At 44.4% G+C, this 26,888-nt stretch carries 15 protein-coding genes, 1 tRNA gene and 1 pseudogene; 5 read left to right on the plus strand and 12 right to left on the minus strand.

Annotated features, from left to right (window positions below; translation table 11 throughout):
* Positions 1 to 510 precede the first annotated feature (510 nt).
* Both IM500_RS07510 and surE read right to left on the minus strand, forming a co-directional pair.
* Positions 511 to 1,092 carry a DUF3727 domain-containing protein gene (locus tag IM500_RS07510; protein WP_012267496.1) on the minus strand — a complete coding sequence of 194 codons (582 nt, stop codon included), beginning with the start codon at positions 1,090 to 1,092 and terminating at the stop codon, positions 511 to 513.
* Positions 1,093 to 1,139: 47 nt separating this feature from the next.
* On the minus strand, positions 1,140 to 1,952 hold the full coding sequence (gene surE / locus IM500_RS07515; RefSeq protein ID WP_190722957.1) for a 5'/3'-nucleotidase SurE: 813 nt from the start codon (positions 1,950 to 1,952) through the stop codon (positions 1,140 to 1,142).
* 56 nt (positions 1,953 to 2,008) lie between these two features.
* On the opposite strand from surE, the gene IM500_RS07520 reads away from it, so the two are divergent.
* Positions 2,009 to 2,081, plus strand: a tRNA-Arg gene (locus IM500_RS07520).
* A gap of 222 nt (positions 2,082 to 2,303) precedes the next feature.
* Here the strand turns inward: IM500_RS07520 and prmA are convergent.
* The 3 genes from prmA to ilvB form a co-directional block, all read right to left on the minus strand.
* The gene (gene prmA, locus IM500_RS07525; RefSeq protein WP_287738057.1) at positions 2,304 to 3,200 is read right to left on the minus strand and encodes a 50S ribosomal protein L11 methyltransferase; all 897 of its coding nucleotides are present in this window, start codon (positions 3,198 to 3,200) and stop codon (positions 2,304 to 2,306) included.
* 380 nt (positions 3,201 to 3,580) lie between these two features.
* Positions 3,581 to 5,158 carry a phosphoglycerate dehydrogenase gene (gene serA / locus IM500_RS07530; protein WP_150975455.1) on the minus strand — a complete coding sequence of 526 codons (1,578 nt, stop codon included), beginning with the start codon at positions 5,156 to 5,158 and terminating at the stop codon, positions 3,581 to 3,583.
* Positions 5,159 to 5,656: 498 nt separating this feature from the next.
* Complete coding sequence (ilvB, locus tag IM500_RS07535; RefSeq protein ID WP_002752240.1) at positions 5,657 to 7,510, minus strand: biosynthetic-type acetolactate synthase large subunit; 1,854 nt, start codon at positions 7,508 to 7,510, stop codon at positions 5,657 to 5,659.
* A 247-nt stretch (positions 7,511 to 7,757) separates the two neighbouring features.
* Here ilvB and bioD point away from each other — a divergent pair, with 247 nt between their 5' ends.
* Positions 7,758 to 8,450 (plus strand): dethiobiotin synthase, encoded by a 693-nt coding sequence (gene bioD, locus IM500_RS07540; protein ID WP_287738058.1) that lies wholly within the window; start codon positions 7,758 to 7,760, stop codon positions 8,448 to 8,450.
* A gap of 328 nt (positions 8,451 to 8,778) precedes the next feature.
* Here bioD and IM500_RS07545 read toward each other — a convergent pair whose 3' ends face one another.
* A complete protein-coding gene (locus IM500_RS07545) occupies positions 8,779 to 12,576 on the minus strand; it encodes a type IIG restriction enzyme/methyltransferase (RefSeq protein WP_287738059.1) in 3,798 nt (1,265 codons plus the stop codon).
* 83 nt (positions 12,577 to 12,659) lie between these two features.
* Here IM500_RS07545 and IM500_RS24720 point away from each other — a divergent pair.
* The 3 genes and pseudogenes from IM500_RS24720 to IM500_RS07560 form a co-directional block, all read left to right on the plus strand.
* Positions 12,660 to 12,926: pseudogene (locus IM500_RS24720) on the plus strand (IS110 family transposase); the annotation flags it as partial.
* A 313-nt stretch (positions 12,927 to 13,239) separates the two neighbouring features.
* On the plus strand, positions 13,240 to 14,004 hold the full coding sequence (locus IM500_RS07555) for a hypothetical protein (protein WP_012267507.1): 765 nt from the start codon (positions 13,240 to 13,242) through the stop codon (positions 14,002 to 14,004).
* Between the two features lie 216 nt (positions 14,005 to 14,220).
* Positions 14,221 to 19,341 carry a hypothetical protein gene (locus IM500_RS07560; protein WP_287738061.1) on the plus strand — a complete coding sequence of 1,707 codons (5,121 nt, stop codon included), beginning with the start codon at positions 14,221 to 14,223 and terminating at the stop codon, positions 19,339 to 19,341.
* A 42-nt stretch (positions 19,342 to 19,383) separates the two neighbouring features.
* Here the strand turns inward: IM500_RS07560 and IM500_RS07565 are convergent, their stop codons facing one another.
* The 6 genes from IM500_RS07565 to IM500_RS07590 form a co-directional block, all read right to left on the minus strand.
* Entirely contained in the window at positions 19,384 to 20,127 is a 744-nt protein-coding gene (locus IM500_RS07565) for a DUF1995 family protein (RefSeq protein ID WP_190720582.1), read from the minus strand.
* A 338-nt stretch (positions 20,128 to 20,465) separates the two neighbouring features.
* Positions 20,466 to 20,738 (minus strand): hypothetical protein, encoded by a 273-nt coding sequence (locus tag IM500_RS07570; protein ID WP_190720580.1) that lies wholly within the window; start codon positions 20,736 to 20,738, stop codon positions 20,466 to 20,468.
* 5 nt (positions 20,739 to 20,743) lie between these two features.
* A complete protein-coding gene (locus IM500_RS07575) occupies positions 20,744 to 21,463 on the minus strand; it encodes a hypothetical protein (protein ID WP_287738062.1) in 720 nt (239 codons plus the stop codon).
* Positions 21,464 to 21,580: 117 nt separating this feature from the next.
* Positions 21,581 to 23,326, minus strand: coding sequence for a diflavin flavoprotein (locus IM500_RS07580; RefSeq protein WP_287738063.1), 1,746 nt, complete (start codon positions 23,324 to 23,326; stop codon positions 21,581 to 21,583).
* Positions 23,327 to 23,488: 162 nt separating this feature from the next.
* Positions 23,489 to 23,989, minus strand: coding sequence for a phosphate-starvation-inducible PsiE family protein (locus IM500_RS07585; protein WP_002763297.1), 501 nt, complete (start codon positions 23,987 to 23,989; stop codon positions 23,489 to 23,491).
* A gap of 287 nt (positions 23,990 to 24,276) precedes the next feature.
* Positions 24,277 to 26,001, minus strand: a complete 1,725-nt coding sequence (locus IM500_RS07590) for a diflavin flavoprotein (RefSeq protein WP_190720573.1) — start codon at positions 25,999 to 26,001, stop codon at positions 24,277 to 24,279.
* Positions 26,002 to 26,888: the final 887 nt, after the last annotated feature.

A 26,888-nucleotide genomic window follows, 5' to 3' on the forward strand; every position in this document is an offset into this window, starting at 1 on the left:
CTGAATTTCCCCCTGATCACTCCCATATCTGGTACTTTTGGATTTCAAAAAAGTCTAAAAGTCTTATCCAGCAAGGTTTTTAGATTTATTCAGCCAGCCCTTAATTTTTTGCCGTTTTTGAGGTTTCAAAAACGGCAAAAATAAGGATTAAATGGCACAAAATCTGTAAATAGACCATTTAATTGCTTATTATTCATTCTTAATTCTCCTGACTACTGACGACCGGCTACTGACTCCTAACCCTAACAACAGTTTTTGATTTTTACAAGAGGTCTATTCTTCCTTTGGCATCAGTGTCTGTCCCGGGCTGCCCCTCACTTTTGCCAGCAAGCAGAGGCTAGAAGCCTATCCGACAGATAATAAGTTCGTCAGTGGTTAGGGAAATGTGTAATTAATTTAGAGAAAAAATACCAAATCCGCTTTAATCACGACGATAATAAAATCCCGCAAGATATACTGTGACTAGATTTATCAAAAATTTTGGTCGGCGGATTTGGTAAAATTATGTAATTAATCGAGTTCATCAAACAAAAGTTCCTCTAGAATTGGTCCCATACCGTCATCATCGGGGGAAACTAATTCAACTTTCCCTTCCGCATCACCGACGGCTAAGAATAACAAAGGAGCTAGGGGACTGTAAATCGAGTATTTTTGGTCTTCCGAAAAGAAACTGGCGAGAAATTGCAATTCTTCCGGCTCTGATGACGAGGAGGGTTCATCGCCATCAATTTCTAAACTGAGAACATTATCTTCTTCTAGGGGCGGTAATTCACCACTAACAGTCAAGGTGTGGGCAGTGGATTTGAGCAATAGGTCTAATTCTGCTAAAACTGCCTTAGCATCGGCGAAAATCCGCTCGATTTCCTCGCTATCTTCGATTAAGAAGGCATCAGATTCTTCTTCCTCCGATTCCTCATCCCAAGCTAGAATCATCACCGGGGTATCCACGGGGACAAGAAGCATATAGGTGAGATCATCGGTTTCATAGGCGTTCTCAATATAACAGTCCAGCGATCGACCTTGCTCATCCCAGAGGGTTATGATATCCGCTTCTTCGAGTTCATTTTCTTGAAAATTAAATTGAGGGGACATAGGCTCTCAAACGCTAATGATTGAATCAGAATATCATGAGATGATCCTCAATCAAACCAAGAATTCCGGTGCAAATGTTGAAAACCCTGCACATCAGTTAAATTGTATTGTAGGGGCGTGATGGTGATAAAATTCTCGCCAATAGCGCGCACATCCGTAGGCACTTCCGGGGGTAAATGGGTATAGTCCGGTTGTTCGATATCTTCCACCACTTCCCCAATTAACCAGTAATAACTTTTACCCCTAGGATCCAGTCTTTTCTCGAAGGTTTCTTCGTAGCGTCGCAATCCTTGCCTAGTGATTTTCACCCCCTTGATTTCGCCACTACTAACCGGAGGGACGTTCACATTGAGTAAAGTGGGAAGAGGAAAAGGGTTAAGGGCAACTTTCCTGACTAAAGTGAGGGCAAAATCGGCGGCCGGCTGGAAATCACAGGCTTTAAAACCAGCCAGACTAAAAGCAATACTGGGAATACCCTCGATTAAGCCCTCCAGGGCTGCGGAAACCGTGCCAGAATAGAGGATATCGGTGCCGAGATTAGACCCGTGGTTAATGCCGGCTAAAACTAAATCGGGACGCTCTTTGAGGACGGCACTAAGGGCAAATTTCACCGAATCGGCGGGAGTTCCCGAGCAGGACCAAGCAATCACATCGGGATGAAAAATTCCTTCCACCTGTTCGGCCCGGATGGGATGGTGTAAGGTTAAGCCATGACCGGTAGCAGAGCGCTCGCCGTCGGGACAAACTACGGTGACTTGATGGCCCGCAGTAGCGAGGGTATTAGCGAGGGTGCGGACTCCTAGGGCGGAAATGCCGTCATCGTTACTGATCAGTAGTTTTAAAGGGCGATCGCTAGTCATAGGAATTTCTGATCTACTGCGTCGGCTAGTGGTATGATATAATAGTATTTTATTGTGGGTACGTAGCTCAGAGGATAGAGCACCAGGTTCCGGTCCTGGGTGTCGGGGGTTCGACTCCCTCCGTACTCGTTCAGAAATCAGGGGTTGGTATTCCCCGGCTCTGCCGCTCCCCGCTCACCTATACCTTTTAACCGGATTTAGTATCATTGGAACTCCCCTGTGGTGGAAAACTGTCATTTGTTAAGCTAAAAGCTTAAATCTACTTAGTTTCTAACCTTCTTTTTGGGTAGGAGAATTGCCAGATTTTTTTTGCTGCTTCTTGCTTTCAGAAGCTGATAACTGATAGCTATATTAATCCAGAGCGCGACGAATTTGAAGACAACACCATTCTTGACGTTTCCACAGGGCAGCCACTGTCCAGCCTTGGGGTTCTAAAATATCTGTAACTGCTTGTGCTTGGGTGACGAGGATGCCGCTTAAAATTCCCCAAGTGGTGGGTTTTGCCAGACGGTTGATTTCGGGCATTAAAGCGATAATTGTCTCGGCTAAAATATTACAAACGATGCCATCGACACCATCGGGAATTAATTCTAATAACTCCTCGACACTACCCTGATTAATAGCTAAATTTTCGGGGTTAATTCGGTTGAGATGGCGATTACTGCGCGTCGCATTCACCGCCAGCGGATCTGTATCGACAGCATAAACTTTTTTGGCCCCCAATAAAATCGCCCCGATCGCCAGTATGCCGGAACCACAACCGATATCGGCGATAATTTTAGGCTCTGGATGGCTACTTAAACGCATTTCTAGGGATTCTAGACATAATTGCGTGGTTGGATGCGTTCCCGTGCCGAAAGCGGAACCGGGGTCAATTTTAATCACCAATCTCTGGTTATTTTCGGGGGGATTTAACCAAGCAGGACAGATCAAAAAGCGATCGCCGATCTCGCTAATTTGCCAATGTTGTTTCCAACTGCTGGCCCAGTCTTCCTCGTCCATTAACTGCCAATGGCTGACAGGTTCGGGAAAACCTAAAATCAAAGCATCTTCCTTTAAGCAGAGGCTTAGTGCCTCTAAATCGGGCAATTGCGCTTTAATTTCTGGTATATAGGCCTTAACCTCTAAAGAGGATTGTTTTTTAGCAGTGGCCGTTCCCGAACAGCCAAAATTTTCCAGTCTCCAGAAAACCGTTTCTTCGAGACTAGGTTCGCACAAAACCGTAATTTCCCACCAACTATTAGACATATATCAGTGATCAGTGATCAGTTATCAGATTTGAGTTTTCAGTCAACAGTATTAAGTAGGTGGGTGGAATTAAATATAAGATGAACGTAGGTTGGGTTGAAGCATGAAACCCAACGCCCGCATGGGTTACGCTACCGCTAACCCATCCTACAAATAATTGTGCCTCCCTACTTAAGTGGCAAGTGCGGAGCTTTCTTTTCACTGATTACTGATTAAGCTAAGACGCATTTAAACCGCTTATTCTTAGATTAGCCCCCCTTGCCCCCCCACCCCCCCGATGTTGGTAGTAGGGTTGATTCATGAATCAACCCTACCTTGAATCAACCCTAGGGGGGGTGGGGGGTTGCCCCTTGCCTTCAGAAGCTGATAACTGATTTAATCTAGAGTTTCACTGTATAAGCATCACGGATACCGGGGACTTTAGTAATTTCCGAGAGAAGACCTTCTGGTAAAGGATCATCGAGACTCAGGGCCATAACTGCGTCACCGCGAATAATTTTGCGTCCTACCTGCATACTGGCGATATTGACATTAAAACTGCCTAAAAGTGCGCCAATTTTGCCGATAATACCGGGCATATCCTGGTGAAGGGTGAATAACATATGATTACTCGGTGGCACGTTAATGGGGAACTCATCGAGGTCAGTAATGCGGATTTCTCCGGTGCTTAACAGCGCCCCAGTGACGGAATGGGTCCCCATAGAACCATTAGCTTCCAAATGAATCGATCCCGAATAGTCGCGGGTGGAAGCATCCCGGGTTTCGATTACCCGGATACCGCGTTCCTTAGCTTCGATCGCCGCGTTAACATAGTTTACCCGTTCCCGGAGGGCTTGGGAAAGTAAACCCTTAATTGCCGCTATCACCAGGGGTTGACTGTCTTTAGTGGCCAATTCTCCCTGTAAACGGACATTTAACGAGTCACAGCGACCTCCTGCTAACTGGCTGACGAGATTACCCATAGTTTCCGCTAATTGCAGGTAAGGGCGCAGTTTTTCCATAACATCGGGAGTTAGTCCGGGGATATTAACGGCCGAACGCGCTGGCAAACCGAGGAGGACATCGCGAATTTGTTCGGCCACATCAATAGCCACATTCACCTGTGCTTCCGTAGTCGAGGCGCCTAGGTGGGGAGTGAGGATGACGTTAGATAATTCTCTTAATCTAGATTCGCCTAAAGGTTCCTGTTCAAATACATCCAAGGCTGCCCCGGCGATTCTACCGGATTCGAGGGCTTCAATTAAAGCCAACTCATCGATAATGCCGCCTCTGGAACAGTTAATGATGCGGACCGTGGGTTTCATCTTAGCGATGGTTTCCCGACCGATGAGATGCTGGGTTTCGGCAGTTTTCGGGACGTGGAGAGTGATAAAATCGGACTCAGCAAAGAGTAATTCTAGATCCACCAGGGTGCAACCGAGTTGATCGGCGCGTTCTTTGGAAATAAAGGGATCGTAGGCGAGAATTTTCATGCCTAGGGATCTAGCAACGGCGGCGACGTGGGAACCAATTTTACCTAAACCGACGACTCCTAGGTTCTTTTTATAAACTTCTGTGCCGATAAAGCGATTTCTTTCCCATTTATTCGCTTTTACCGACTGATTGGCATCGGGAATATGACGGGAGAGGGATAACATCATGGCCAAGGCGTGTTCGGCAGCGGCGATCGTGTTACCTTCGGGAGAGTTAACGACAATAATACCCTGACGAGTGGCCGCGGGAACATCGATATTATCGACTCCTACCCCTGCGCGGCCGATAATTTGCAGTTTGCTGCCCGCTTCGACGATTTCTTTGGTGACGCGGGTACTGGAACGGAGCATCAGTGCGTCGTATTCGGGGATAATTTGAATGATTTCCTCAGCGGATAGTCCTGTTTTCACGTCCACTTGGGCAACCTGTGACAGAATTTCTACTCCTACCGGATCGATCGAATCGGATACCAGAACTTTGGCCATAATCTTTATAACGTGCTTTATTCAGTCTACGGGCAAATGCTAGACCAATATTCGGGTCTAGCCGCAATGGCCTATTTTAGGAGCAAAGGGTGCAGTCCAGGGCAAAATTAGCGAAAAGATTTTAGGTTGTCATTCTTAATTGTCGTCCATGGTGTTGATGTCAGCCTCTTGCCGTTGTCACTGAGATATTGCTAATTTAATCACGGTGGCGATCAAGTTTTCCGCTTCTTTTTCTAGGGCCTTTTCTAGGGCTGCCATTGCTTCTGTTTGACAATTTCTAAGTAGCTGGTTATAATTAAATTAAGAATAGATTTTAGGTTCGATCCCCCCTGCCCCCCTTGATAAGGGGGGTGCCGATAGGCGGGGGGATCCCCCTTAATAAGGAGGCATCTGATAATTTTTAACGCCTACCTACTTATGATATTCACACAGTAGAGAAAAAGCCAAAAACCTCCGTTATACTTAACGGAGGCTGGTTAATTAATTAACAATTTTCAGCTACAATTTCGCCCCACATTCAGGACAGAATTTATTATTCCAACTGTTAACCGCGCCACAACTGGGACAATTGTGCATTTCACAACCCCCGGTGACAATTTTCGGTAAACCAATCATACGGGCATTACTTTGACCGGGGGCGACCATGGGATAACAATTTTCGTCCTTAGTCACGATCGCATTGACCAAAACCGGACCATCATGGGCCAACATTTCGGCAATTTTTGCGGCTAATTCATCTCGATGGCGAATAGTAATGCCTTTAATGCCGTAAGCTTGGGCTAACAGTTCCACATTTGGCATTCCCGCTTCCATATTGGAATTAGAATAACGTTCCCCATAGAAAGCTTCTTGCCATTGACGTACCATACCCTGCCAACCATTATTAATAATAATCGTCTTGGCATGAATATTAAATTGGGTTAGGGTGGCCAATTCCTGTAGATTCATTTGGAAACTGGAATCACCACTAATACAGATGACCTCCTCATCGGGAATAGCCACCTTTACCCCCATCGCAGCAGGTAAACCGAAACCCATCGTCCCCAATCCCGCGCTAGAAATCCAACGTCGGGGACCATTTTTGAGGAATTGGGCCGCCCACATCTGATGCTGGCCCACATCGGTGGTATAGTAGGCGTGGGGTGCTTGACGACCCACCTCAACGATTACTTCTTGGGGGGAAAGTCTGCCTTCCGGTAGGGGGACTTGCAGGGGATAATCTTGCCGCCAGCGCTCGATCTGGGCTAACCAAGCTTGGGTGCGATCGGAATTAGTGGGATAATCAAATTCTCTGGCTTTTTGGAGTATTTGTTCTAAAACTACCCGCACATCCCCGACAATCGGCACGTCAGGGGCGCGATTTTTGCCCACTTCCGCCGGGTCGATGTCCACATGGATTACCTTAGCTTTCGAGGCGAATTCGTCCAATTTCCCCGTTACTCGGTCATCAAAACGAGCGCCGACGGCAATTAATAAATCACACCCGGTCACGGCAAAATTAGCGTAGGCAGTGCCGTGCATTCCTAACATTCCCACCGAGAGGGGATGATGTTCATCAAAAGCACCGATACCCATTAACGTGGTGGTAACGGGTAACTGAAAACGCTCGGCAAACTCGGCAATTTGGGCGTGGGCATTAGCTGCGATCGCACCTCCGCCAACGTAAAGTAAAGGTTTTTCGGCGGTTTCCAAGAGGTGCAAAGCGGCCTCGATTTGACGGCGATTACCCTTAACCGTGGGACGATAACCGGTTAGTTTCACATCTCCCGGTTCGACGGGGATATAATCGCATAGTTCTAAACCGACATCTTTGGGAATATCGACTAAAACCGGTCCCGGTCGTCCTGTACTGGCGATGTGGAAGGCCTCAGCGACGATTCTCGCTACTTCCCGGGCATTTCTAGCCACATAGGAATGTTTAACAATCGGGAGAGTAATACCATAAATATCGGTTTCTTGGAAAGCATCGGAACCGATGGCCGCCCGGCTGACCTGACCGGTGATAATTACCATCGGGATGGAGTCCATGTGTGCGTTAGCGATGCCTGTCACCAAATTGGTCGCCCCGGGGCCGGAAGTACCGAAACAGACTCCCACTTTGCCGGTGGCCCTAGCGTAGGCATCGGCGGCATGGGCGGCCGCTTGTTCGTGGCGCACTAAAATATGTTGTAATTCTCCCCGCTCTTCAAAGCGGTAGAGTTCGTCATAGATGGGCAGGATCGCACCTCCGGGATAACCGAAGATGTGCTTAACGCCATGACGTTTGAGACTGTCCATCAAGGCATAAGCACCAGAACAACGCTGGGGAACCGTTGTTAAAGAGTTATTGGGCTTGGGAAGTGATGAAACCACAGGGCAAACCGTCCAATTTCTAACTAGAGGGATAATTGCAATTCTGTTGCCTAGGATGCAACTTGAAAAATAGCAAAATTGATAACCTTATACTTTTAGTGTATTCCATCTCACCTTTTTGGCTGCAGTTTTTTTTCTTTTTGCATCTTACCCATGCAATATCTGGGGAAGTGGGAAGTGGGGTGATGGGGGATAAGATGATAGATGCTGGTGATTTCACCTGATCTTGACTGAGCCTGGGAGTTTTATGAATAGTCTTTTGATTGCGGCTACGGATACCGATGCGGGTAAAACCGTTGTCACCACTGCTTTAGTGGCTTATTGGCAAAAATACGATCCCTCCAAGGCCTTGGGGTTGATGAAATTAATGCAAACGGGTCAAGGCGATCGAGAATGGTATGAGGGCTTATTTCAGGGTCAATTAGAAATGATCACACCGCTGCAATATCAAGCACCCTTAGCGCCTCCTGTGGCTGCTGATTTGGAAGGTCGAGATATTCCTTTAGGGACAGTGTGGCAAGCTCTGCTGAACCTACAAAAAAGCCAAGATTTGGTTTTAATTGAGGGTTTGGGGGGTTTAGGTTGTCCTGTCACTCACGAGCTAACTTTGGCGGATTTAGCGGCTCAATGGCGGTTAAAAACCCTTTTAGTGGTGCCGGTGAAATTGGGAGCGATTTCCCAAACGGTGGCTAATATTGCCCTAGCAGAGCAGAAAAAGGTCAATTTGGGCGGAATTATCCTTAATTGTCTCGAACCGCGCACGGAGACGGAGATAGAGCAGTTAACACCGATCGATTTAATTCAATCCTTGACTAATTGTCCGGTTTTAGGTGTTTTTCCCTTTATCGAAGATCGTCGGGATTTGGATAAATTGGCCTCGGTGGTAGCTAGTTGGCCAGAAATTAAGCTGCCCGCGCATTTAAATTGCTTGTTGAGATGAGGCAAAAGGCACAAGGCAAAAGGCAAAGCTGATTCCCAGCATCTTTCAATTTGACAACACCCATTGTAGGGCTAATTCATGAATTAGCCCTACAGGACATCGGGGGGGTAAGGGTAGGGTTGATTCATAGTAGGGTTGATTCATAGTAGGGTTAATTCATAGTAGGGTTGATTCATAGTAGGGTTAATTCATAGTAGGGTTGATTCATTGTAGGGTTGATTCATTGTAGGGTTGATTCATAGTAGGGTTGATTCATTGTAGGGTTGATTCATTGTAGGGTTAATTCATGAATTAGCCCTACAGGACATCGGGGGGGTAAGGGAATAAATTAGGGGAAGTCCAGATATTCTTGTTCTGTTAGGGCAAATTCTGGATCGATGATTTTTACTTCATTATAGGTGAGTTGATAGAGTTTGTAAACTAAGTGATCGATCTGCTTTTCTAATTCGCTTGTGTCAGCGTTAGGATCGTCTTTTTTTGCGGTGAGAATTTTGTCAACTAATAACTTAATTTTTATTTGATATTTGTGATCTACAATTTTAATAGGAATCGGCGAAATAAATTGTTTATTCGCTTCAAAAAAACCATTGTCTTTTGGCTTGCCAACTAATTTAAAATAAAAATTTGCAACTTTAGAGTTTAAAATACCCAATAAATATTTTATATCTACTTCATCTTCATTGATAGGTTTAATTCCATTAACTCGAACGTTATTTAAGAAAAAATCTCCTTTTTCATCAAGAAAACATTGTAAATCAGAGACAGTTTGAGCAACTCCTATTTTTGATAAAGTTTGTTTGTCAAGATTTTGGTTCCTTCCAAATTGATACCAATAATCATCATTATTAAATTTATTGTTTTCTCGACTTCTCAAAATAGCTTCATTATCTTTTAAATATCTAAAAGCTTTTGGATAATTATTTTTCAATAAATTAATGTCAAGCAAAGCAAAATTACCACTCGCTTCATAAGGATGAAGCAAATATTTATTTGTATTTGGAATTTTATACCGTTTAGCATCTGTTCCTGAAATTAGTGGTTTCATAATAGCGTCTTCAATTTCAACTTCTTTATCTAGTATTTTTGAAAAATATATTCCTTGCGAAATTTTTTGTAAATGATAAATATTGTCTGCACTTGTTTGAATCCCAACAAAAATTTGCGCTATTTCACCTAAAGGTTTTGAATTTAACTCAAGCTTTTCTTTGATTAACAAAATATGTTCTTTCCCCAAACTCCAATTATTTTCATTTAAGCTAGAAAAATAAATTTCCGAAAATCCTTCAGTCTCAAAGTTATCAGCTTCTGTTTTTAAATATCTAAAAAAAGGTCTAGGTCTTTTACTAAATTGTTGACAAGCAGTATAAATAGTTGCATCAATAAAAACTTGGGTAGAGCCAAAATCTAAAAATCTTAATAAATAATGAGATTTAATCATTAAGCTTCTTAGGGGTTTTCCGTACTCGTTATAAATCCAAAGAGAAGGCATTATAAAATCAACTATACCGTGCGAATTTAACAAGCTTAATGATTTTTCAACGAAAGGAAGATAAATATCAAAGTTACCTTTTTTTGCTGTTTGATAATTTTTAGAATAATAATCACAAACCAAAGAATTAGATTTTTTTAAATCTTGTATTGAAATATAAGGAGGATTACCAATTACAACATCAAACCCAACAAAATCTCCGTTATCATTCAACACTTCAGGAAACTCAAACCGCCATTCCAAAGCATTCTTATACAGCTTACCGCTTTCAATATCTGCAATTTCAGCAGTTAGCTTATCAATCTCATTATTTAACTTAGTTACTTTTTTCTCCCGCGCTTTTTGCTCCGTCTTAGTCTCCTCAAACAATAAACCCTGATTTTCCAGATTATAAAGTTCCCCTTGTAATTGACGTAACTTCACTTTCTTAGGATCACTAATTAATAAATTAGCACTAAACCCAGCCTTAATCTTAGCAATCAGCGTTTCCATCTGCCGCTTTTGTTCCTTATTTTCCGCATTGCGATAAGTCTGTACAGCATTGCGATATTCCTCAATACTAAACTTCTGCTTCTGTAAAACCTGTTTAACATCCACATCCAAAGCAAAGCGACTAATCAAAGAATTACCACACTTGATATTAATATCAATATTTGGCAAAGTTTCTAAATTGCCATCCTCTCGATAATAAGCATTTTTTAAAAGCTCAATCCATAACCGCAAGCGACAAATCGTCACCGAATTAGGATTAATATCCACCCCAAATAAACACCCTTCAATAATCGTCTGTTTCTCATGAAATAAGGCTTGCTGTACCCGTTGCTTTTCTTTATTATTCGGATGATAAGCAAATAAACTCCCCTCATCATCGTAAACCAATAACTTATCGTTTCGCACCTCTACCCGATAATCTTTTAGCGACTTACCCGAACTATCTAATAAAACCCGTAACTCACTCTTAATCGCGATTATCTCATTCAAAGCTGAAACTAAAAAATGTCCCGAACCCACCGCCGGATCGCAAATCTTCAGGCTATTAATAATAACATTTGCCTCTCTTTTGTCCTCAATTCGTTCATATAAATCATCTAAAGTTTGACAATTCCAGCCTTTTACTTCATTAAACTTCTGCACAATCGCTCTTCGTATCGTTTCCCGACACATATACATGGTAATAAAACTCGGCGTATAAAAAGAACCGTCCTTATAACCATTAATCTTTTCAAAAATTAACCCCAACACCGAAGCATTAATTAACTTTTCGCTATCTTCTTGAGGATTTTCTAACTCATCTCGATCGAATTTATAAGCATCCAAAAACTCAAACAAATAAGCCAACGCATTTAACTCGCCTACTCGCTTATTACCCTGATTATCTTTTAGCACCGTCGCTGTAAAAATGGGTAAAGTTCGCTCCCGCAAATTGCCAATAAAAATCGTTTGCTGTTCCGTCTCCGTTGGTTCAAATAGCGAACTATTTAAATAAGGTACATGAGCAAAAGTCGTTTTAACCTTAGCCTCGCGCTTATTTGTCTCCCTAGCTAACACATCAAAAAACAAACTATCGAGATCATCATAACTGGGAACTTTCGCCAAATTGAGAAAGGCAAAATCTCGATCGCCTTGATGATATTTAATTAACTGCGCTTCCAATAATTTGAGAAATAAAACCCGATTAATCCAATTAATTGATAACCGCAACGCCACATTATAAAGCCGTTCCTCATCCGTAGTTCCAAACTCTTCAGGATTTTTTAATTGTGCAATTTTATCTAAACTATCCAACCGACTAATCGCATTTTCAATCAGGGAACCATCACAGCGATCGCCTTCTTTCATTCGTCCGATTAACTTCTTCCCTTTATCCTTAACTTCCGTCAAACCGATAATATACAAAAGCTCATTATAAAAAGGCTTATTTAAAGTATTGCTATCATTAACAAAAGGTAACTTAAGTAAATGTTCTGGCGAAAGAATCTTGTAAATATCAAGCAAATCTAAATTTTCCAGTTCTCGCAGATCAAAATGAGTAAATTTAATTTGCTCAATAACTTTAGTGATCGCTGGTTCGGCAATTTGTTGATAGAAAAAATCCGTTTTCGTACTACTCAGTCTCCCTGCTTCAAAATCGCAAAACTGGTTAACTAGAGCCTTATTAGCAAAAAACAACTCCTCAAAAATCTTCGCATCGAAAATAAACCACTCATAAATATTGGTCACGATCAAGTGTTTAATATTAAGATTTTTATCCGTCACCCTTTCGCGGAGAAAATATAAAACTAACTGCTGAAAAGCCTTAGTATTGAGATGATCCAGTCTTGGCATTTCTGCATTTATTGTCTGAGTAGGCTTCTTCGTCTCAAAAATGACCCCCACTGGACTTTTAACATCCTGGTTATTATGAATCACCAGATCGATGCGCTCTTTTGTATTGATAAAATAGCGATCAGCATAATAGGTATTTTTTAAAAAATCTATCAGCAAATTTTTATTAAACTCTTCCGACTTTTTGCTGTCACATTGGTCTAACAAGCGCGTTAAATTAGCTTGAAAAACCTGAATTGTTTCAGCATCAGGCTTGATTTTTAAGTACACCCGATTTAAGGCTTGCTTGAGTTCTCGCTTATTGACAATCATAAAAGTTTACCTCTAGGGAAACTACCGACTAATTTTATTATAAGTAGGGAGGCACAATTATTTGTAGGATGGGTTAGCGGTAGGACTTAATTAGTCGTCGCCGGCAACTTGTCGAGATGCGGACTGCCGAAAAGAACCGACGGGAACGCGCTCGCGGTAAAGCTCGATATCGAAGCCCATCTTGAGTATCTCGATAACTGCCTTGAAAAACTCAATCAAGAAATTGAGGAATTGACCCAAGCTAACCAACAATGGCCCGAGAAAGTCATGGTCAAGTAATTTCTACTACTCTCGTCTCCGACTTACCAGAACTCGGTCAATTAACCGCCAAACAAATCTCTCGCTTAGTTCCTAGAGATTCACACTTTTTGTTATCTCTAATCAAGGGTTGCGCTTGCTTTGGTTTAACCTGAGCAGCTTAGCTTTTGCTGCGCTTTTTTCCGGCTTGAGATTTTGAGTTTTACGGCAACTGCTTGAGTTTTTTTGAATTCCCCCTTGACCATCAAGACAGTCGCTACACTATACTCGTTGTCAAACAGCCAAGTTATGGTTCACAATTGTGCCATTTTATGGGTAAATTCACAAAGTGTCACAACCGTTAGTGAAACTTGATCAATCTTTTTCTAACATAAAAGAAAGAGAAATAAAAATGGGGGGATTGAGATGTTTTTAAGCTATCTAGGATTTATCGGATTTTGTGTGATTTTTGGAGCCTTAGTCTTACTAGCTTTTGGAATTTTACAATGGTTGCACATCCCGTCAGGAAATTTAATCGATTGGTTGATTGGGATCGCCAGTTTTTGGTGGTTGTTAGTGATTGTGACTGTTCCTTGGAACATTTATTTTGATGCCCAGGAAGTCATCGCAGAAGCAGCAATTTCTCAAGAAAAAAATATTCCCGTAGATCGGAAACAAGTTGATTATGTTAAGACAGTAGCGCGTTGGTCAATTCGGCTCGCAATCGCCTTACATTTGCTGTCAGGAATTGGACTTTATACCTTAGCAGCAACGGGAATTAGTGCAGTAGGATATGTGAGTTCCGGTGCAACTTTATTATTGACAGCTTTACGTCCGGCGATTCGGGCTTATCAATATTTAGCCGTGCGTTTGTCAATGATTCGAGAACAGATTAAGTATCCCAGAGAGGATGTAGTAGAGTTGCGCGTTTGCGTCTCTAATTTAGAGGCTAATGTGGCAATAATTAGGGAAAAACTCGATACAGAAGCAAATATACAGCAACAAGAAGTCAAAATAACTCGCCAAGAATTAGCCCGTCTGAAAGCCTTACTAGAAAAATTAGAAGCTAAAAATCAGGTTGAACATGAAACCTTATCTCAGGAAGCACAAAATGCGATCGCACAACTGACAGAAGACAGTCAATTTCTCAATCATGTACGAGAGATTATTCGCTTTTTCAAGACAGCTTAGATGAGATTAATTTCTTAAGAGATCTAACCAAGGCTGAAACCTTTACTGTTCCCTGTTCCCTTGTCTCCACAGTTAACTTTACCTTTACCTTTAAGTGGTCGGACAAAAGTAAAGTTAACCGTGGGAGTCAGGAGTCAGGAGTCAGCAAGAATTGCCAGAATTACATTTCTTAAGACAGACGAGAGAATTTATGTCCGACTACTTATCTGATTACTTATGTCCTTTCAAGAGAAGCGAATCATCCCAATAGAAATCGTCAATCCCAACTCGCCAGCCGAACTTTTACTAGCTCTCAATCAATGGCTAGAATTAGAGTTGATTGCCGACAAAAGACTAGAATTAGCAATAAATGCGAGAGAAAATTCAGTTCAAGAAACCCTCGCTCTGACAATAACCACCAGCGTCCCTATATCTAACTTTTTAGAAGGTTTGGGGCAATGGCAGGAGCGAGGCTGGCTGACTGCTTCTCAAATCCGGGTTGTTATAAGAGTGAGAGCTTCCCATCCCTCTCTACTACAAGGTTTAGAACAATGGCTCCAATTAGGATTACTTGGGGAATCTCAAGTCAAGCAACTGTGTCGGGAAAACCTCTCCTGTGTCATGCCTATACTGACAACTGCCCCTACCAGAGAGCCGCTGCCAGACCCCATCTCCTCCCAGCCGCCTCCCCCACCCGCGCTACCTTCTCGACGGCCAGAAGCTCCCCGTAGAATCCCGCCACAGCCGCCAACATCTCCTCGACGGCAGGAAACTCCCAGCCAGTTTGGACAAATGTTACAGTCTCTGATGGCAGAATTGAGCGTCCTCTGGCTGCTGCTGTTGGGAGTCTTCATGGTGGTCATCTCCTCTGGTGTCCTCGCCGCCAACTTTTGGGAAAAATTCTCAAGCGCCGGACAGTATGGGGTTTTGTGGCTTTATACTTTAGCTTTTTGGGGAGCCAGTTTTTGGAGTAGCCAACAGCCGGGCCTGCGCCTGACCAGTCAAGCTTTGCGCCTGGTTACCCTGTTGCTAGTGCCGATGAATTTTCTGGCCATGGATAGCTTGGGCTTGTGGCGCAACCCTCTAGCCTGGTTGATTGTGGTAGTGGCTGCCCTTTCCCTTACCGCCGTAACAGTTCAACTATTCCGGGGGAGGTACGGGGGAACTGGCCTGGCAGGATTTTCTCAAAGTCTGCCGAATCATTTGGGATTGAGCTATCTGCATTGGGGATGGGCAATTGGGGGGTTTCCCTTGCTGGCAACTTACTTGGGCATGGTGGGAACAACTTTGATCTCCCTTTCCCGTCTTCCTGAAAAAGCTAGACAAGAAGGAGAATCAAGCAGAGAGAGATTAGCCCCTTTTAGCTTAAATGAGGCAATTGTCGTCTATGGGCTGGTTATCCTGCTGGTGCGGGCAATTTTTATCGCTCAGGTAGAGATTAGCCAATTGGGGCTGGCTGTGGGGATTTGCGGCTGGTTAGCCAGTTGGCAGACCAGACAATCTGTTTCCTTGTGGCAGCGTATCGGCGGTAGCTTGCTGCTGCTAGGTTGGTTACTGTCGGTGGGTGAAACACCTTGGCAAGCCCTAGCAGTGAGTGGTTTATCACTCCTGTTTTTTGCCCGACGCATCGGTTACTCCTGGCGGAAGTTCGACTTGGCAGCAGCCTTGCTGATTGGGTTGCAGGGGTTGTGGCTGGCTTGGCGCTTACTTCCAGATACTTTCAGGCAAGGGGCAATCACCTTGGGGACTGGTTTAACTGGCGCTGAAGCTACCCCTTGGGCGTTACTAAGCTTAGTTCTCTTTCCTTACCTAGTCTTAATCCTATTCCTGACAGATTGGTTCTCCCAATTGGGCAAGCGGGAATTAGCCTCTTTTACCGGCTCGATAGCCTTGTTCTGGGGAACAACCTTGACCTTTTGCTCCTTAGTCAATCCTGCCTTGAGGACGCTCAACTTGGCAGCTTCAACCCTGGCGTTAGTAATTTTCAGCCAACGGCAAGTCAAACTAGCTTCCCTTCAAGAGATTTCCCGCCGTTTTCTCTCCCTGGCCTATCTCACTCACCTAGCTGGCTTGCTCACCCTAATTTTGGCGATTGACTGGGGATGGCCAAGGCTGAGTTGGGCAGTTTGGGGCGTGATTTTAATCATGCTGGCGGTGCTGGAATTGGCATTCAGCGTGAAACAGCCCTTTCCTCCTACTTCCTTGCTCCATCTCCTACACCACACAACTTGGAAGCTGGGACTAATCTTGGCAGGGCTATCCTATGGCTTGTTTATCCTCAATCAGGTGGCAGTTTTCGCCCAGTTGACCTCTGTGTTGGAGCGCCCGCTTATGGGGCTAGAGTGGGGCTTAGTCTGGGGTTTGGCTCCCCTGGCCCTGACTGGGGTGGGAACTTGGAATCTGGCTCGGCGGGAAGTTGCCAGTTGGTTGAGTATAGACGCTTTAGCCCTGTGGCAGTGGCTTATCTTAACAGCCCGACCCCCGCAAGGGTTGGAACCAGGAATTGCCTCAATTAGCTTAGGGATAGCTACAGGATTGATGTTCGTCAATAGCCGTAACTTAGAGCAGGTAGCAGCAGCAGCGATTACCGTAGGTTTTGGCTTGAGTTGGCTGGCACTGTCTTTGTGGGATGGCAGTTTTGGTTGGGCATTGCGGCAAGAAGCAAGCTGGCTGTTGGCAGGGGTAATTACTGCGACAAGCTTGTGGATTCTCCGCCAATGCTTAAGGGCATTACCGAATAATTTGGCGAGAATTTATGCCCAGGTTAGCGATGGTTGGGCAACTTGCCTCTCGCTCCTGATGTTATTGGCGCTTTCTGGTAATGTCCTTAATGCTCCAGACGGTAGAGAAGCGATCGCCACTTGGCTGCTGATGGGGGCGACAGCTTATCGCAGTTGGCAACCCTCGCGCCAACCTAACCTAGTCATTTGGTTGAGCATCTCAGTCCTGCTAGTTGCCCAAATTCCCACCTGGGTAGGGGAAGAAACTCGTCTCGTCACCCTGGCGATCGCCACTGGGTTGATGTTCTTTCAGACTCATCGCCTACAAAAATTAGCAGCGGCTGCCATCACGGTAGGCTTGTCCTTGGGCTTGAGCGTTGCCTTACTAGAGAGATTGCCTCTCCCTGGATTAGATTGGCTGTTGGCGGGGGCAATCGCCCTTATCCCCCTCTGGCTGTTGCGCTATTGGTTGAGCCAGCGTACTTCTGCACTTGCCCTCCTCTATGCCCGCGCCTGCGATGGCTGGGCAATCACCCTCTGTAGTCTGGAGTTGTCGATTCTGGTAGCTAACACCTCGATAGTGCAGGAGCCTTTCCGTACTCTCCTCTTGTCGCTCTTGCTTATGGGAGCAACCGCCTATCGCAGTTGGCAACCTCCCCGTTTTCCCTCAGCAATCTGGTTGAGTATTGCCACCTTATCCCTAGTCCAGTTGCCCTTGCTAGGGCTGACAGGGTACAGGCTAATCGGCTTAGGAATAGCAACTGGGTTGATGCTGGTTCATGCCTATTATTTACAACAAGGGGCGGCAGTTACCCTTACCATCGGCTTCGCTCTGGCTTTGTGGGGAACTTGCCTGTGGGATGGTTGGGCGGGATGGGCTTTGCGTTCAATTGACGGCTGGTTGCTGGCAGTTGCCTTGCTCTTAGCTGTCCTCTGGATGCTGCGGAGTTGGTTCTTGCGCCGCCAGAGCCAACTTGCCGCCCTCTATACCCAGTCCCTCGATGGCTGGGCAATTGCCCTCTGTAGTCTGGAGTTAGTCGCCCTGACTCTCCATTCTCTAGCCGTTTACTGGGATTGGATGGCGGCCTCAAGCCTCTCTGTCCTAGGGGCTGCCCTGACTTTAGGGGCGATCGCCTATCGAAGCTACCTCGATCCGAGTAACTGGGGCATCTACGGGGTAGGCTGGAGCTTGGAACTGTTCACCATCGAAGTTCTCAACCTAACTAAGCAGTCTTTAATTGCCCTAGTGATCGCCAATATTCTCTTGGGATTGCTTACCCAACTGTTGGGAGATTGGTGGCACAGAGATCACAGGCGGGAAATGCTCAATAGCTGGAATATCCTACCCTTGCTCTATGGGGCCTTAGGAGCGGCTCTGCGTTGGGGATTTTTCAGTAGTTGGACTGGCTTGAGTTCTCTGGGACTGGTACTGATTGCCATCGGAGTTGGGCGGCGCTCTCCGGCCGGGAAGCCCTTGTTGTACCTGGGAATTGGCGGGATCTCCATCTCAGCCTACGAGCTATTGTTTTATCAAATTGCCGACCTGTCCCAAGGCGATCAATTTTTGGCAATGGCAGCCCTGGCCGCCAGCTTGGTTTACGGCTATCGGTTGCTCTCTCCCTGGTTGGCTGGCTACTTGCATCTGACGGCCTCAGAATTGAAGTTGGTTGCCCACCTGCACTGGGCTTTGGGCAGTTGCCTGTTACTAGGGGCTTTATTCTATCCCGTTGCAGTCAATCAACTGTTGGGATTGGCAACCGGTATCTTTTTGACTCGTTATGCTATCTGGCAAGGGCGCAACCATCCTGACCAGGCGATCGCTGAAATCTGGGTCTATCTGGGTATTCTAGAAGCGACTGGGATTGGGGTTTATGCTGCCAATACTATTCCTCCGATGGAATTCTTCTCTCAATACCTAGTTTCTTGGTTGGGAGTAATCGCCTCTGGGGTGGCTGTTTTCACCTATCTGCTCCCTTGGCGGCTTTGGGGCTGGCCGCCTCGTCCTTGGCAATTCCTCGCTCTTGTTCTTCCAGGACTCGCCCTTGGGGGCAGTTTAGACAAGCTCAATCCCCTAAGTTTGCTGGTGGTGGCTGGATTCTATGCTTGGCTGGCTTGGCTGCGGCAGCAACCCCGGTGGCGCTATCTTACCCTCTTGTTAGTGAATTGGGCGATCGCCCTTGGGCTGGCGGATTTCTCTCTGGCAACTCCCTTCGCCTACAGCAGTCTTGTCGGATTGTCTATCCTCTGTCTTGTCTGGATAGAACCTACCTGTCAGGGGAGGCAAGGCAAATCCTTGCGCCACCTGCTTCGCCTCTTGGGAACAGGCATTATTGCTAGTGCGGCTCTCTGGTTTCATCATCAGACGGGAATCCTGCCTGGCATCCTCAGTTTAGTGGCAATTTTTGCCGGATTAGCCTTACGAATTCGCGCCTTCCTCTATCTTGGCACTTTTACTTTTGTGGCTAATGCTTTCTATCAGTTGGTAATTTTGATTTCCCTTTATCCTCTGCTTAAATGGATTATCGGATTGCTGGTGGGGGTTAGCTTGCTCTCAATTGCTGGCAATTTTGAAACTCGCCGTACTCAATTAACTAGCTTGCTGCAAAATTGGCTCAGAGACTTACAGGAGTGGGATTGACATACTCCCACCGTCACAGCCTAACTTGACGGGGGGAGTATGTCACTGTTGTAATGCTTTTAAGAAGCGTCCCATAGTGGCAAATAAACCGAACTTTTTGGCTTTATTAGCAGGATTAGAACTATCATTAGGAGTATTACTAGAAGCTTTCAGAATCAGATTTTCTAAAGCTTCGCCCATGGGTTTAGTGGATTGTTCGGAAATTAACTCGTAACCGTCTTCTTTTTCGAGCCAAACTTGCCACAAGGAAGGATAGGAACGATACACAATCGCCGATTCCAAGGGACGAAAATAATAACAACTTTCTAGGGTACTTAAAAATCTTTCTCGCAATTGTCGGGCTGCGTAACCGATACCCACTACCGATACATCTTCCAATTGGGGAATCAGAAGAACCACGGGGCGATCTTCGGCCAGGTTACAGAGTTTTTCTACGGAATTAATCTCAACCGAGGAGGGACAAACAACTAAAAAAGCTTCATCTTCGGGCTTAATTTTGTTTTCGATGGGAATAAAACGACTACCTAAATCTCCCAGTTGAAAAACTGTTTCGCCCCAATCCCGTCGGGCTAACATGGCAGCCCCGGTATCGGGAAAAATCACCCTTAAACCAGAACCATAACTGTCAAAAATAGATGTAAAATCAAGGGCTAAAGCTTGCGCTTGTAGAGCAATTTCTGGGATAACTAATTCCACTTGTATGCGTCTGTCTCCCGATTCTAGAGCCAGTTGAGCGGCGGCTTTCGCTTGCAGGATCGTTTCTTCTAGGGAATTGGGTAGGGTCATTTCAGTTATCAGTTATCAGTTATCAGTTATCAGTGACTACCACTGGTCGTCGGTGGCTTAAAATCAGAAAGATTTTAATTTTTATAAAAGGTAGGGTTGATTCATGAATGAACCCTACGTCCTGTAGGGGCGAAGCATTCGGGCAATAACCTATCGGTGAAACCGTAGATTTTCTATCCGAATGCTTCGCCCGTACTTTTTGCCGCAAACCCTACTTAAGTTTAAATGAAGTATGACGGGATTTGGCATCATCCCCAGCATTAAGATAAATCCTATAAAATACCTTTAGTTTTTAACAAGAAAATTCGCTAATCGGAGAAAAGGTGAGGAGAGAAAGCTTAGGAAAGCCGATAGGAGCCGTGACGTTGGGCATAATAATCGAGAATTGCCGTCACCAGAGGGCGATCGCTTTCCTGAAAAGTCTCGGTATAGTTAATTTCTAGACTACCGATCTGACTTTGATGATAATCGAATTGTTGGAACTGCTGGGGAGTGAGATGGGTTTCCACACCCTGAACCTGTTCTAAATGGCTGGCTAACTCCCGATAGATAGCCAAGGGCATTCGCGGATAAATAATGGTTTGTTTTTGTTGAATAGCAATCGATCGCACGGGTTTTATTCTCCTGATTCGGAAATATTATAGCTGATCGAGGCTTGCGGTGCGGCGGCGGGTTCGGGGACACCATCCCCTAAACGACGGGTAATAGTTCGACCGTATTGTTCTAGGACAATATAGGGGTTATCGGGATTAGTATCGATCGCTTTAACTAAAATTAAACCATTAGAGAGAGTAGAACCGGGGATAACTCGACGTTCCGTGGCTTCTCCGGGGGCTTTCACGATCGCCATGGCAGTGGTAGGTAACTGGACGATGCCCGATACTTGCACTTCTTCCGCTTCCGTTGGTGGCGGTGGCGGCGGTGGCGCTTTAACTATCGGTCGTCTGGGAGTGGGACGATTGCCTACGGATGCGGATGGGGGTGCGGCTGCGGTAGCCGCCGGAGTCCCAGCTGGGGGTTTTTCCGCCGCTGTAATCGTAATATTTGGTTGTAGGGGAAAGGGAGCAAAGGGATCCCTGCGACCGCGATTAATTTCTGCCCGTTTTTGGTCAGGATCGGTAGCGGGAATCAATCCCGCTACCCTTGGGGGGGTTGGTTCGGTGGCCGGTTGCACAGCACCGCTAAAGGCAGGTGGTTGGGCAGCCGGGGGACTGGGAGAGGGGGTGGGGGTTTCTTGGCTGGGCGGTGGGGATTGATTAGCTTGGTTAGAAGCTGGACATCCCACCAACAATAAAGCGACACTCCCCACCGATAGGATTAGCGGCAATTTTTTCATACGGAAACAAAGACGAAATAGCCCGGTCGGATAACCTTACATACTAACATAACCTATGTTTCCCAGAAATCTCGATGATAGGGGGAAAGTCAGGAGCTTTGCCCCGCTAGTCCAGTTTTAATACTGACTACCGGATTTGCGATGACCGATGGCGGTGACACCGTTACTATCCAAAACTTGACCCCGCTCGACGGTAGCATAGACTAACCAGCGATCGCCGCAGAGTTGTCGCTCTTTCACCGTACACTCTAGATAGGCGAGACTTTCGCTTAAAATCAGACAGCCATTTTCCCCGACTTGGGTTTCTAATCCCGTAAAGACATCACCGCCAGATTTGATGCGATTGGAAAAATGGCGGCGTAAATTGCGCCCTTCCTTGAGAATATTCAAGGTAAAGGCGGTTCCGGAGTTAATTAGGCGATCGGCGGCTTGTTCGTCAGCAACGGCGATAATTAGCCCCGGGGGGTTAAAACTGGCTTGGGATACCCAAGAGGTCAGGAAACCAGCATGATCCTCGCCCTGACGAGTGGTGAGAACAGAGAGGGAACCGACAATCCGACCAACGGCCTGGGCAGTGCGATCGATTTGTGTTTCGGTCATTCCCTGTTGGGGAACCCGCAATTTTTTGGTTTTTTTCAAGGTCTGGGCGAAGGTTTCTCCAGCTAAATAACCTGCTTGTAAACAGCTTTCTGTGGGGCTAAAACGCACGCGCAAGGATTCAAAACCGAGGCGATAATTAGCATCTTTGAGTTTAGTTTCAATTAAATCTACAGCTTCCCCACTCCAACCGTAGGAACCAAAAACCCCGGCTAATTTAGTTTTTGCTGCCGTGGAAAGAACGATTCCTAAAGCGGTTTGGATCTGGGTAGGAGCGTGACCGGCTAAGGTGGGAGAACCGATAATAAATCCGTCACAATTTTCGATCGCTTGACTAATTTCGGCGGGGGTGGCAAACTCACAATTTATTGATTCTACGGCCAGATCATTTTCTAATAATCCTCGTTCGATCGAGCGGGCCAGGGTGGCAGTATTTCCGTAGGCAGAAGCATATAATAAAGCCACTTGTAGAGGTCGAGTTTTTTGTTCTTGACACCAATAACGATAATCGTGGGCAAGACGACTAAGACTATAACGAATTATCGGACCGTGGGCAGGTGCATAATATTGGGCGGGAAATTCTTTAATTTTGTCGAGGGCTGTTTCTACCGCTTTGGATTGCACGGCATGGAGACAATCAAAATAATAACGACGATCCACATCTAATTCTTTCCAATTTTTATCCCAAAGAGCGTCACTGCACAGATGTACACTAAAGAATTTATCGCTGTATAAAATTTGGGTTTTTTGGTCAAAAGTGCAGATACCATCAGGCCAGCGGGGCGTAGGGACATTAATAAAACTTAGTTGATGACCTTGCCCTAAATCAAGGATTTCATCGCTTCGTATGCCCAAAATTTGGGCATCGGGAAAGGCATTTTTAAGGGTATTGACGGCAGATTTAGAACAGAGGATGGTGATTTGATGGGTGGCGGCTAATAAGGCCTTTAAAGTGACGATACGGTTGGGATTAACGTGACTGAGAATCAGATAATCGAGACGATGTAAGGAGATATATTGACGAATTTCTTCTAAATAAATTTCCGTGAAGGATTCTCCAGGGGGATCGATTAAGGCGGTTTTATCGCCACAGATAAGATAGGAATTAGCGGTGGTTCCCCGTTGACGAGCATATTCTATTTCAAATTTTAATCTGTCCCAAGTACGGGAGCAAAAAACCCAAGTTTTATCGGCAATTTCTGCGGTTTGAACATCGCGGGAGCGATTATTGATAGCAGGATTGGGAATTAAGGTATTAGTGGTCATAATTGTTAAGTTGGGTGTTGGGTGTTGGGTGTTGGGTGTTGGGTTTTAGGGTTTTAGGGTTTTAGGGTTTTAGTTGAAATTACCCTATCTCCCTATTTCCCTATTCCCCCATTTTCCTATCCCCTTCTAACTGATAACTGATAACTGATAACTGATAACTGACTAAATTTTGCTGTTTATTTCAGTTAATTCTTTAACTAAATGTTGACGATAACGTTCAGAAACTTTTTGTTCAGGATCGATACCTTCAAAGGTGGGAGGAAGCCAAACTCTTAACACCATTAATGTACCGAGAACTATTAGAAAAGCACAGGCAGCTAATACTTGTGTCCAATTAGTTTCTAGGACTCCTCTGACAATTAATTCTCGCAAAACCGAGACGATAGAAACTTCCACGGCAACACCGATAGAAACTCGTTTTTCTTGCAAATAAATAATCAACAATCGGAACAATTCTACTAGAATTAAGAGGAATAAAATATCGGCGGTAATAATCCGAAATTGAATCGGTGGCAGCAGAGACATAAACATTTCTCTGACTTCTAACACCATGAAGCTAAATAAACCGATACAGAGAGAAATGACAATTAAATCTTGAATCATTTCTAAGACTTGCACTACTCGCACCATCATTGGGGAAGGGTTTTTAATTGGTTCGTACATTTTATTTCTCCTAAGATTGATAGAATTGGGTGTTAGCTGTTGGGGGGATTTTTCAGTGAGCAGTAACCAGTAACCAGTGAAAAGAAAGCGGCAACTTCCTACTTAACACTATCCACTGAACAATCAAATCTGATAACTAAGTAGGTGGGTGGAATTAAATATAAGATGAACGTAGGTTGGGTTGAAGCATGAAACCCAACGCTCGATTATGTTACGCTACCGCTAACCCATCCTGCAAATAATTGTGCCTCCCTACTTAATAACTGATAACTGATAACTGATAACTGTTAATAATGGTTGCCAACTTTGCGATGATGGACAGCAGTTAAGACATCTAAACGGGCAACTCGTCCGGTATTAACGGTACAATAAACTACCCAATGATCGCCGCAATCTAAACGACTGGTGACTTCACATTCTATGTAAGCTAAGGCATCCGCTAAAATTGGTGATCCATTATTGGCAGTATAGGTTTTAATGCCTTCAAAACGATTGGCACCGGGAGAGAAACGCTTGAGGAAATGTTTCATTAATTTCTGGTAATTATCCTCAGCTAAAACATTTAAAACAAAGGTATCGCTAGGCTGTAAAAAGGATACCATTGCCCGATCTTTGGCCACTGCAATCGCCACACCTAAAGGATTTAAACTTGCTTGTGTCACCCAAGAGGCAATCATGGCACTAGATAAATCGGCTTTTTGGGAAGTAATTAGATACAATCCGGTACTAATACGGCCTAAAGCTCTTTCTAAGTCGTTGTTAATCGATTTAATTTGTTTAATCGTTTTTTCTCGGCTTAACCATTGGCCGAGGTCGGTTCCTGCTTCATCGGCAATAAAATCGAGGGATTGATTGGGATTGTCTTTAACTAAAAGAGGAGGAAAAGCTTCGATGGCGACCATTTCCTGTAATTTATTTCTTAAGGGAAAAATTGGTTCATCTTCCCCACCTCCTGACTCAAATAATCCTACAGCTTGTTTGCCATTAACTGCAGCAAGAATTGTGCTTAAAATCGTCTGGTTAGTCAGGGAAGATTGGGGAGGCATTCCGATGACAACTCCCTTAGACTGATTGATTAATTCTCTGACTTCGTGGGGATCAGCATTATTCATATCGACTAATTCTGTCACCACATCAGTTTTAGTCAAACCCTGACTAATCATAGTAGCTAAATGTTCGCTTTGTCCGTAATCTTGGGTAAAGAATATAGCCACTAAAGTATCGGCAGAAGTTTGTTCTTGACTCCAAGTTTGATAGCGTCCCACCCAATCAGAAATATGGTGTTTTAATAGGGGACCGTGACCAGTGGCAATGAGATTAATCTCAAATTTCTCGATTCTTTTAATTGCCCCTAAAACTGAACGAGCATTCGGTCGCATCAGACAGTTATAATAGGTTTGAAAATCGGCTTCTAGCAGGTCTTTTTCTCGATCGTAGATTTGATCATCACAAAAGTGCATTCCGAAGGCATCACAGGTAAAAAGGGTGGCAGTTTTAGCATCAAAAGTGAAGATAGTATCAGGCCAATGAAGATTAGGGGCTGAAACAAATTCTAAGACATGACCATTGCCTAAATCTAAAGTATCACCACTTTTAACGATTAACTGTTTAAAGGGTCTGTGTACCATGTTTTCGAGGAATTGCATGGCAACTTTTGCCCCAACCACGGTAACTTCTGGGACTAATTCCAAAACTTCTTTGACTAAACCACTGTGGTCGGGTTCGGTGTGACTGATAATTAAATAATCAAGATGATTGATGTTGATTAGTTTAGTTAATTCCTCCAGATAAAGGCGATCGAATTTGCGGTGAGATGTATCAATTAGGGCGGTTTTTCCCCCTTGAATAACAAAAGAGTTATAAGTGGTACCGTTTTCTAAACCAAATTCGATATCAAAACGATCGCGATCCCAATCCAAACAGCGCAAGGTAAAAGTATTTTCGGCGATTTCTTGGATTTGTGTGGTTAAACGGCTGGTTTTAGCGGGTTTTGGGGTGATTAAAGCAACCATAATTTTTATCTCCCACAGGATTTGATTCGGAACTGCATTTGCTTAATTCCTATGGTGACTTGCTTTCAGCGATTTGTAAAATACCAATTACTCAAGTAAATGATTAGCTAGATTTATATAACCTTTTCTCTATGATTGCGAGTATTAATTTGAGTGCTGGCCTTGCCGAATCAAGATCTGAATACTAAATCCGGTTATTAAAGACTGATTATTTATTGCCCCTTTTGCCTCTTGCATGAGTAGCTTTTGCCTGTCCTGATATGTAGCCTATACTCAACGGATTTAGTATGAATAATAATTGTGCGTCGTATCCACAAGTTAGCTTAGTCCTCGGTTTTTAAAATTGCACTTTTACATATTTGTCAAGCTTTTTACATAATTCTTAATATTTATCTCGTTTTTGCTCTCTCGCTCTCCTCGGTTTTCTCGACCGAATCGCTAAAATGATTAGGGGTGTTTTGTTTTCGATGTCAGTCTATGGGTGAACCTGTAACCCTTGAGGATATTTACCAGCTATTCTGCGCTGGCGAAACGTTTTTTTGTCTTAAAGTCAAGAAAACGGGTTTCTTCGAGAAACCCGTTTTCTTGGTAAACTTCGGGAAAGAAGAAGCATAAAAACGCTTCAAAATATTCGCTTAATGCTTTTTTTCAAGGTTCATCATAATTGGCGGTTTCTGATGTCATGTTTATTAAGATAATTTATTTAATATTATAGCCTTTTTCGTTTATGAGTAATTTCTGGAAGTCCCTAGTGGGACTTAAACAAATTTCAAGCCCAAATAAAGCCTAAACTGGCTTTGTAAGCGGCAAACACATCCCGATTCTCGGTCAGCCACTCAAAGAAACGGAAAGACATCGCTGTCCGAAAAGCTTCTAAAGCTTCCACA

The sequence above is a fragment of the Microcystis sp. M179S2 genome (genome assembly GCF_020245805.1).
Taxonomy (GTDB): Bacteria; Cyanobacteriota; Cyanobacteriia; order Cyanobacteriales; family Microcystaceae; genus Microcystis; species Microcystis aeruginosa.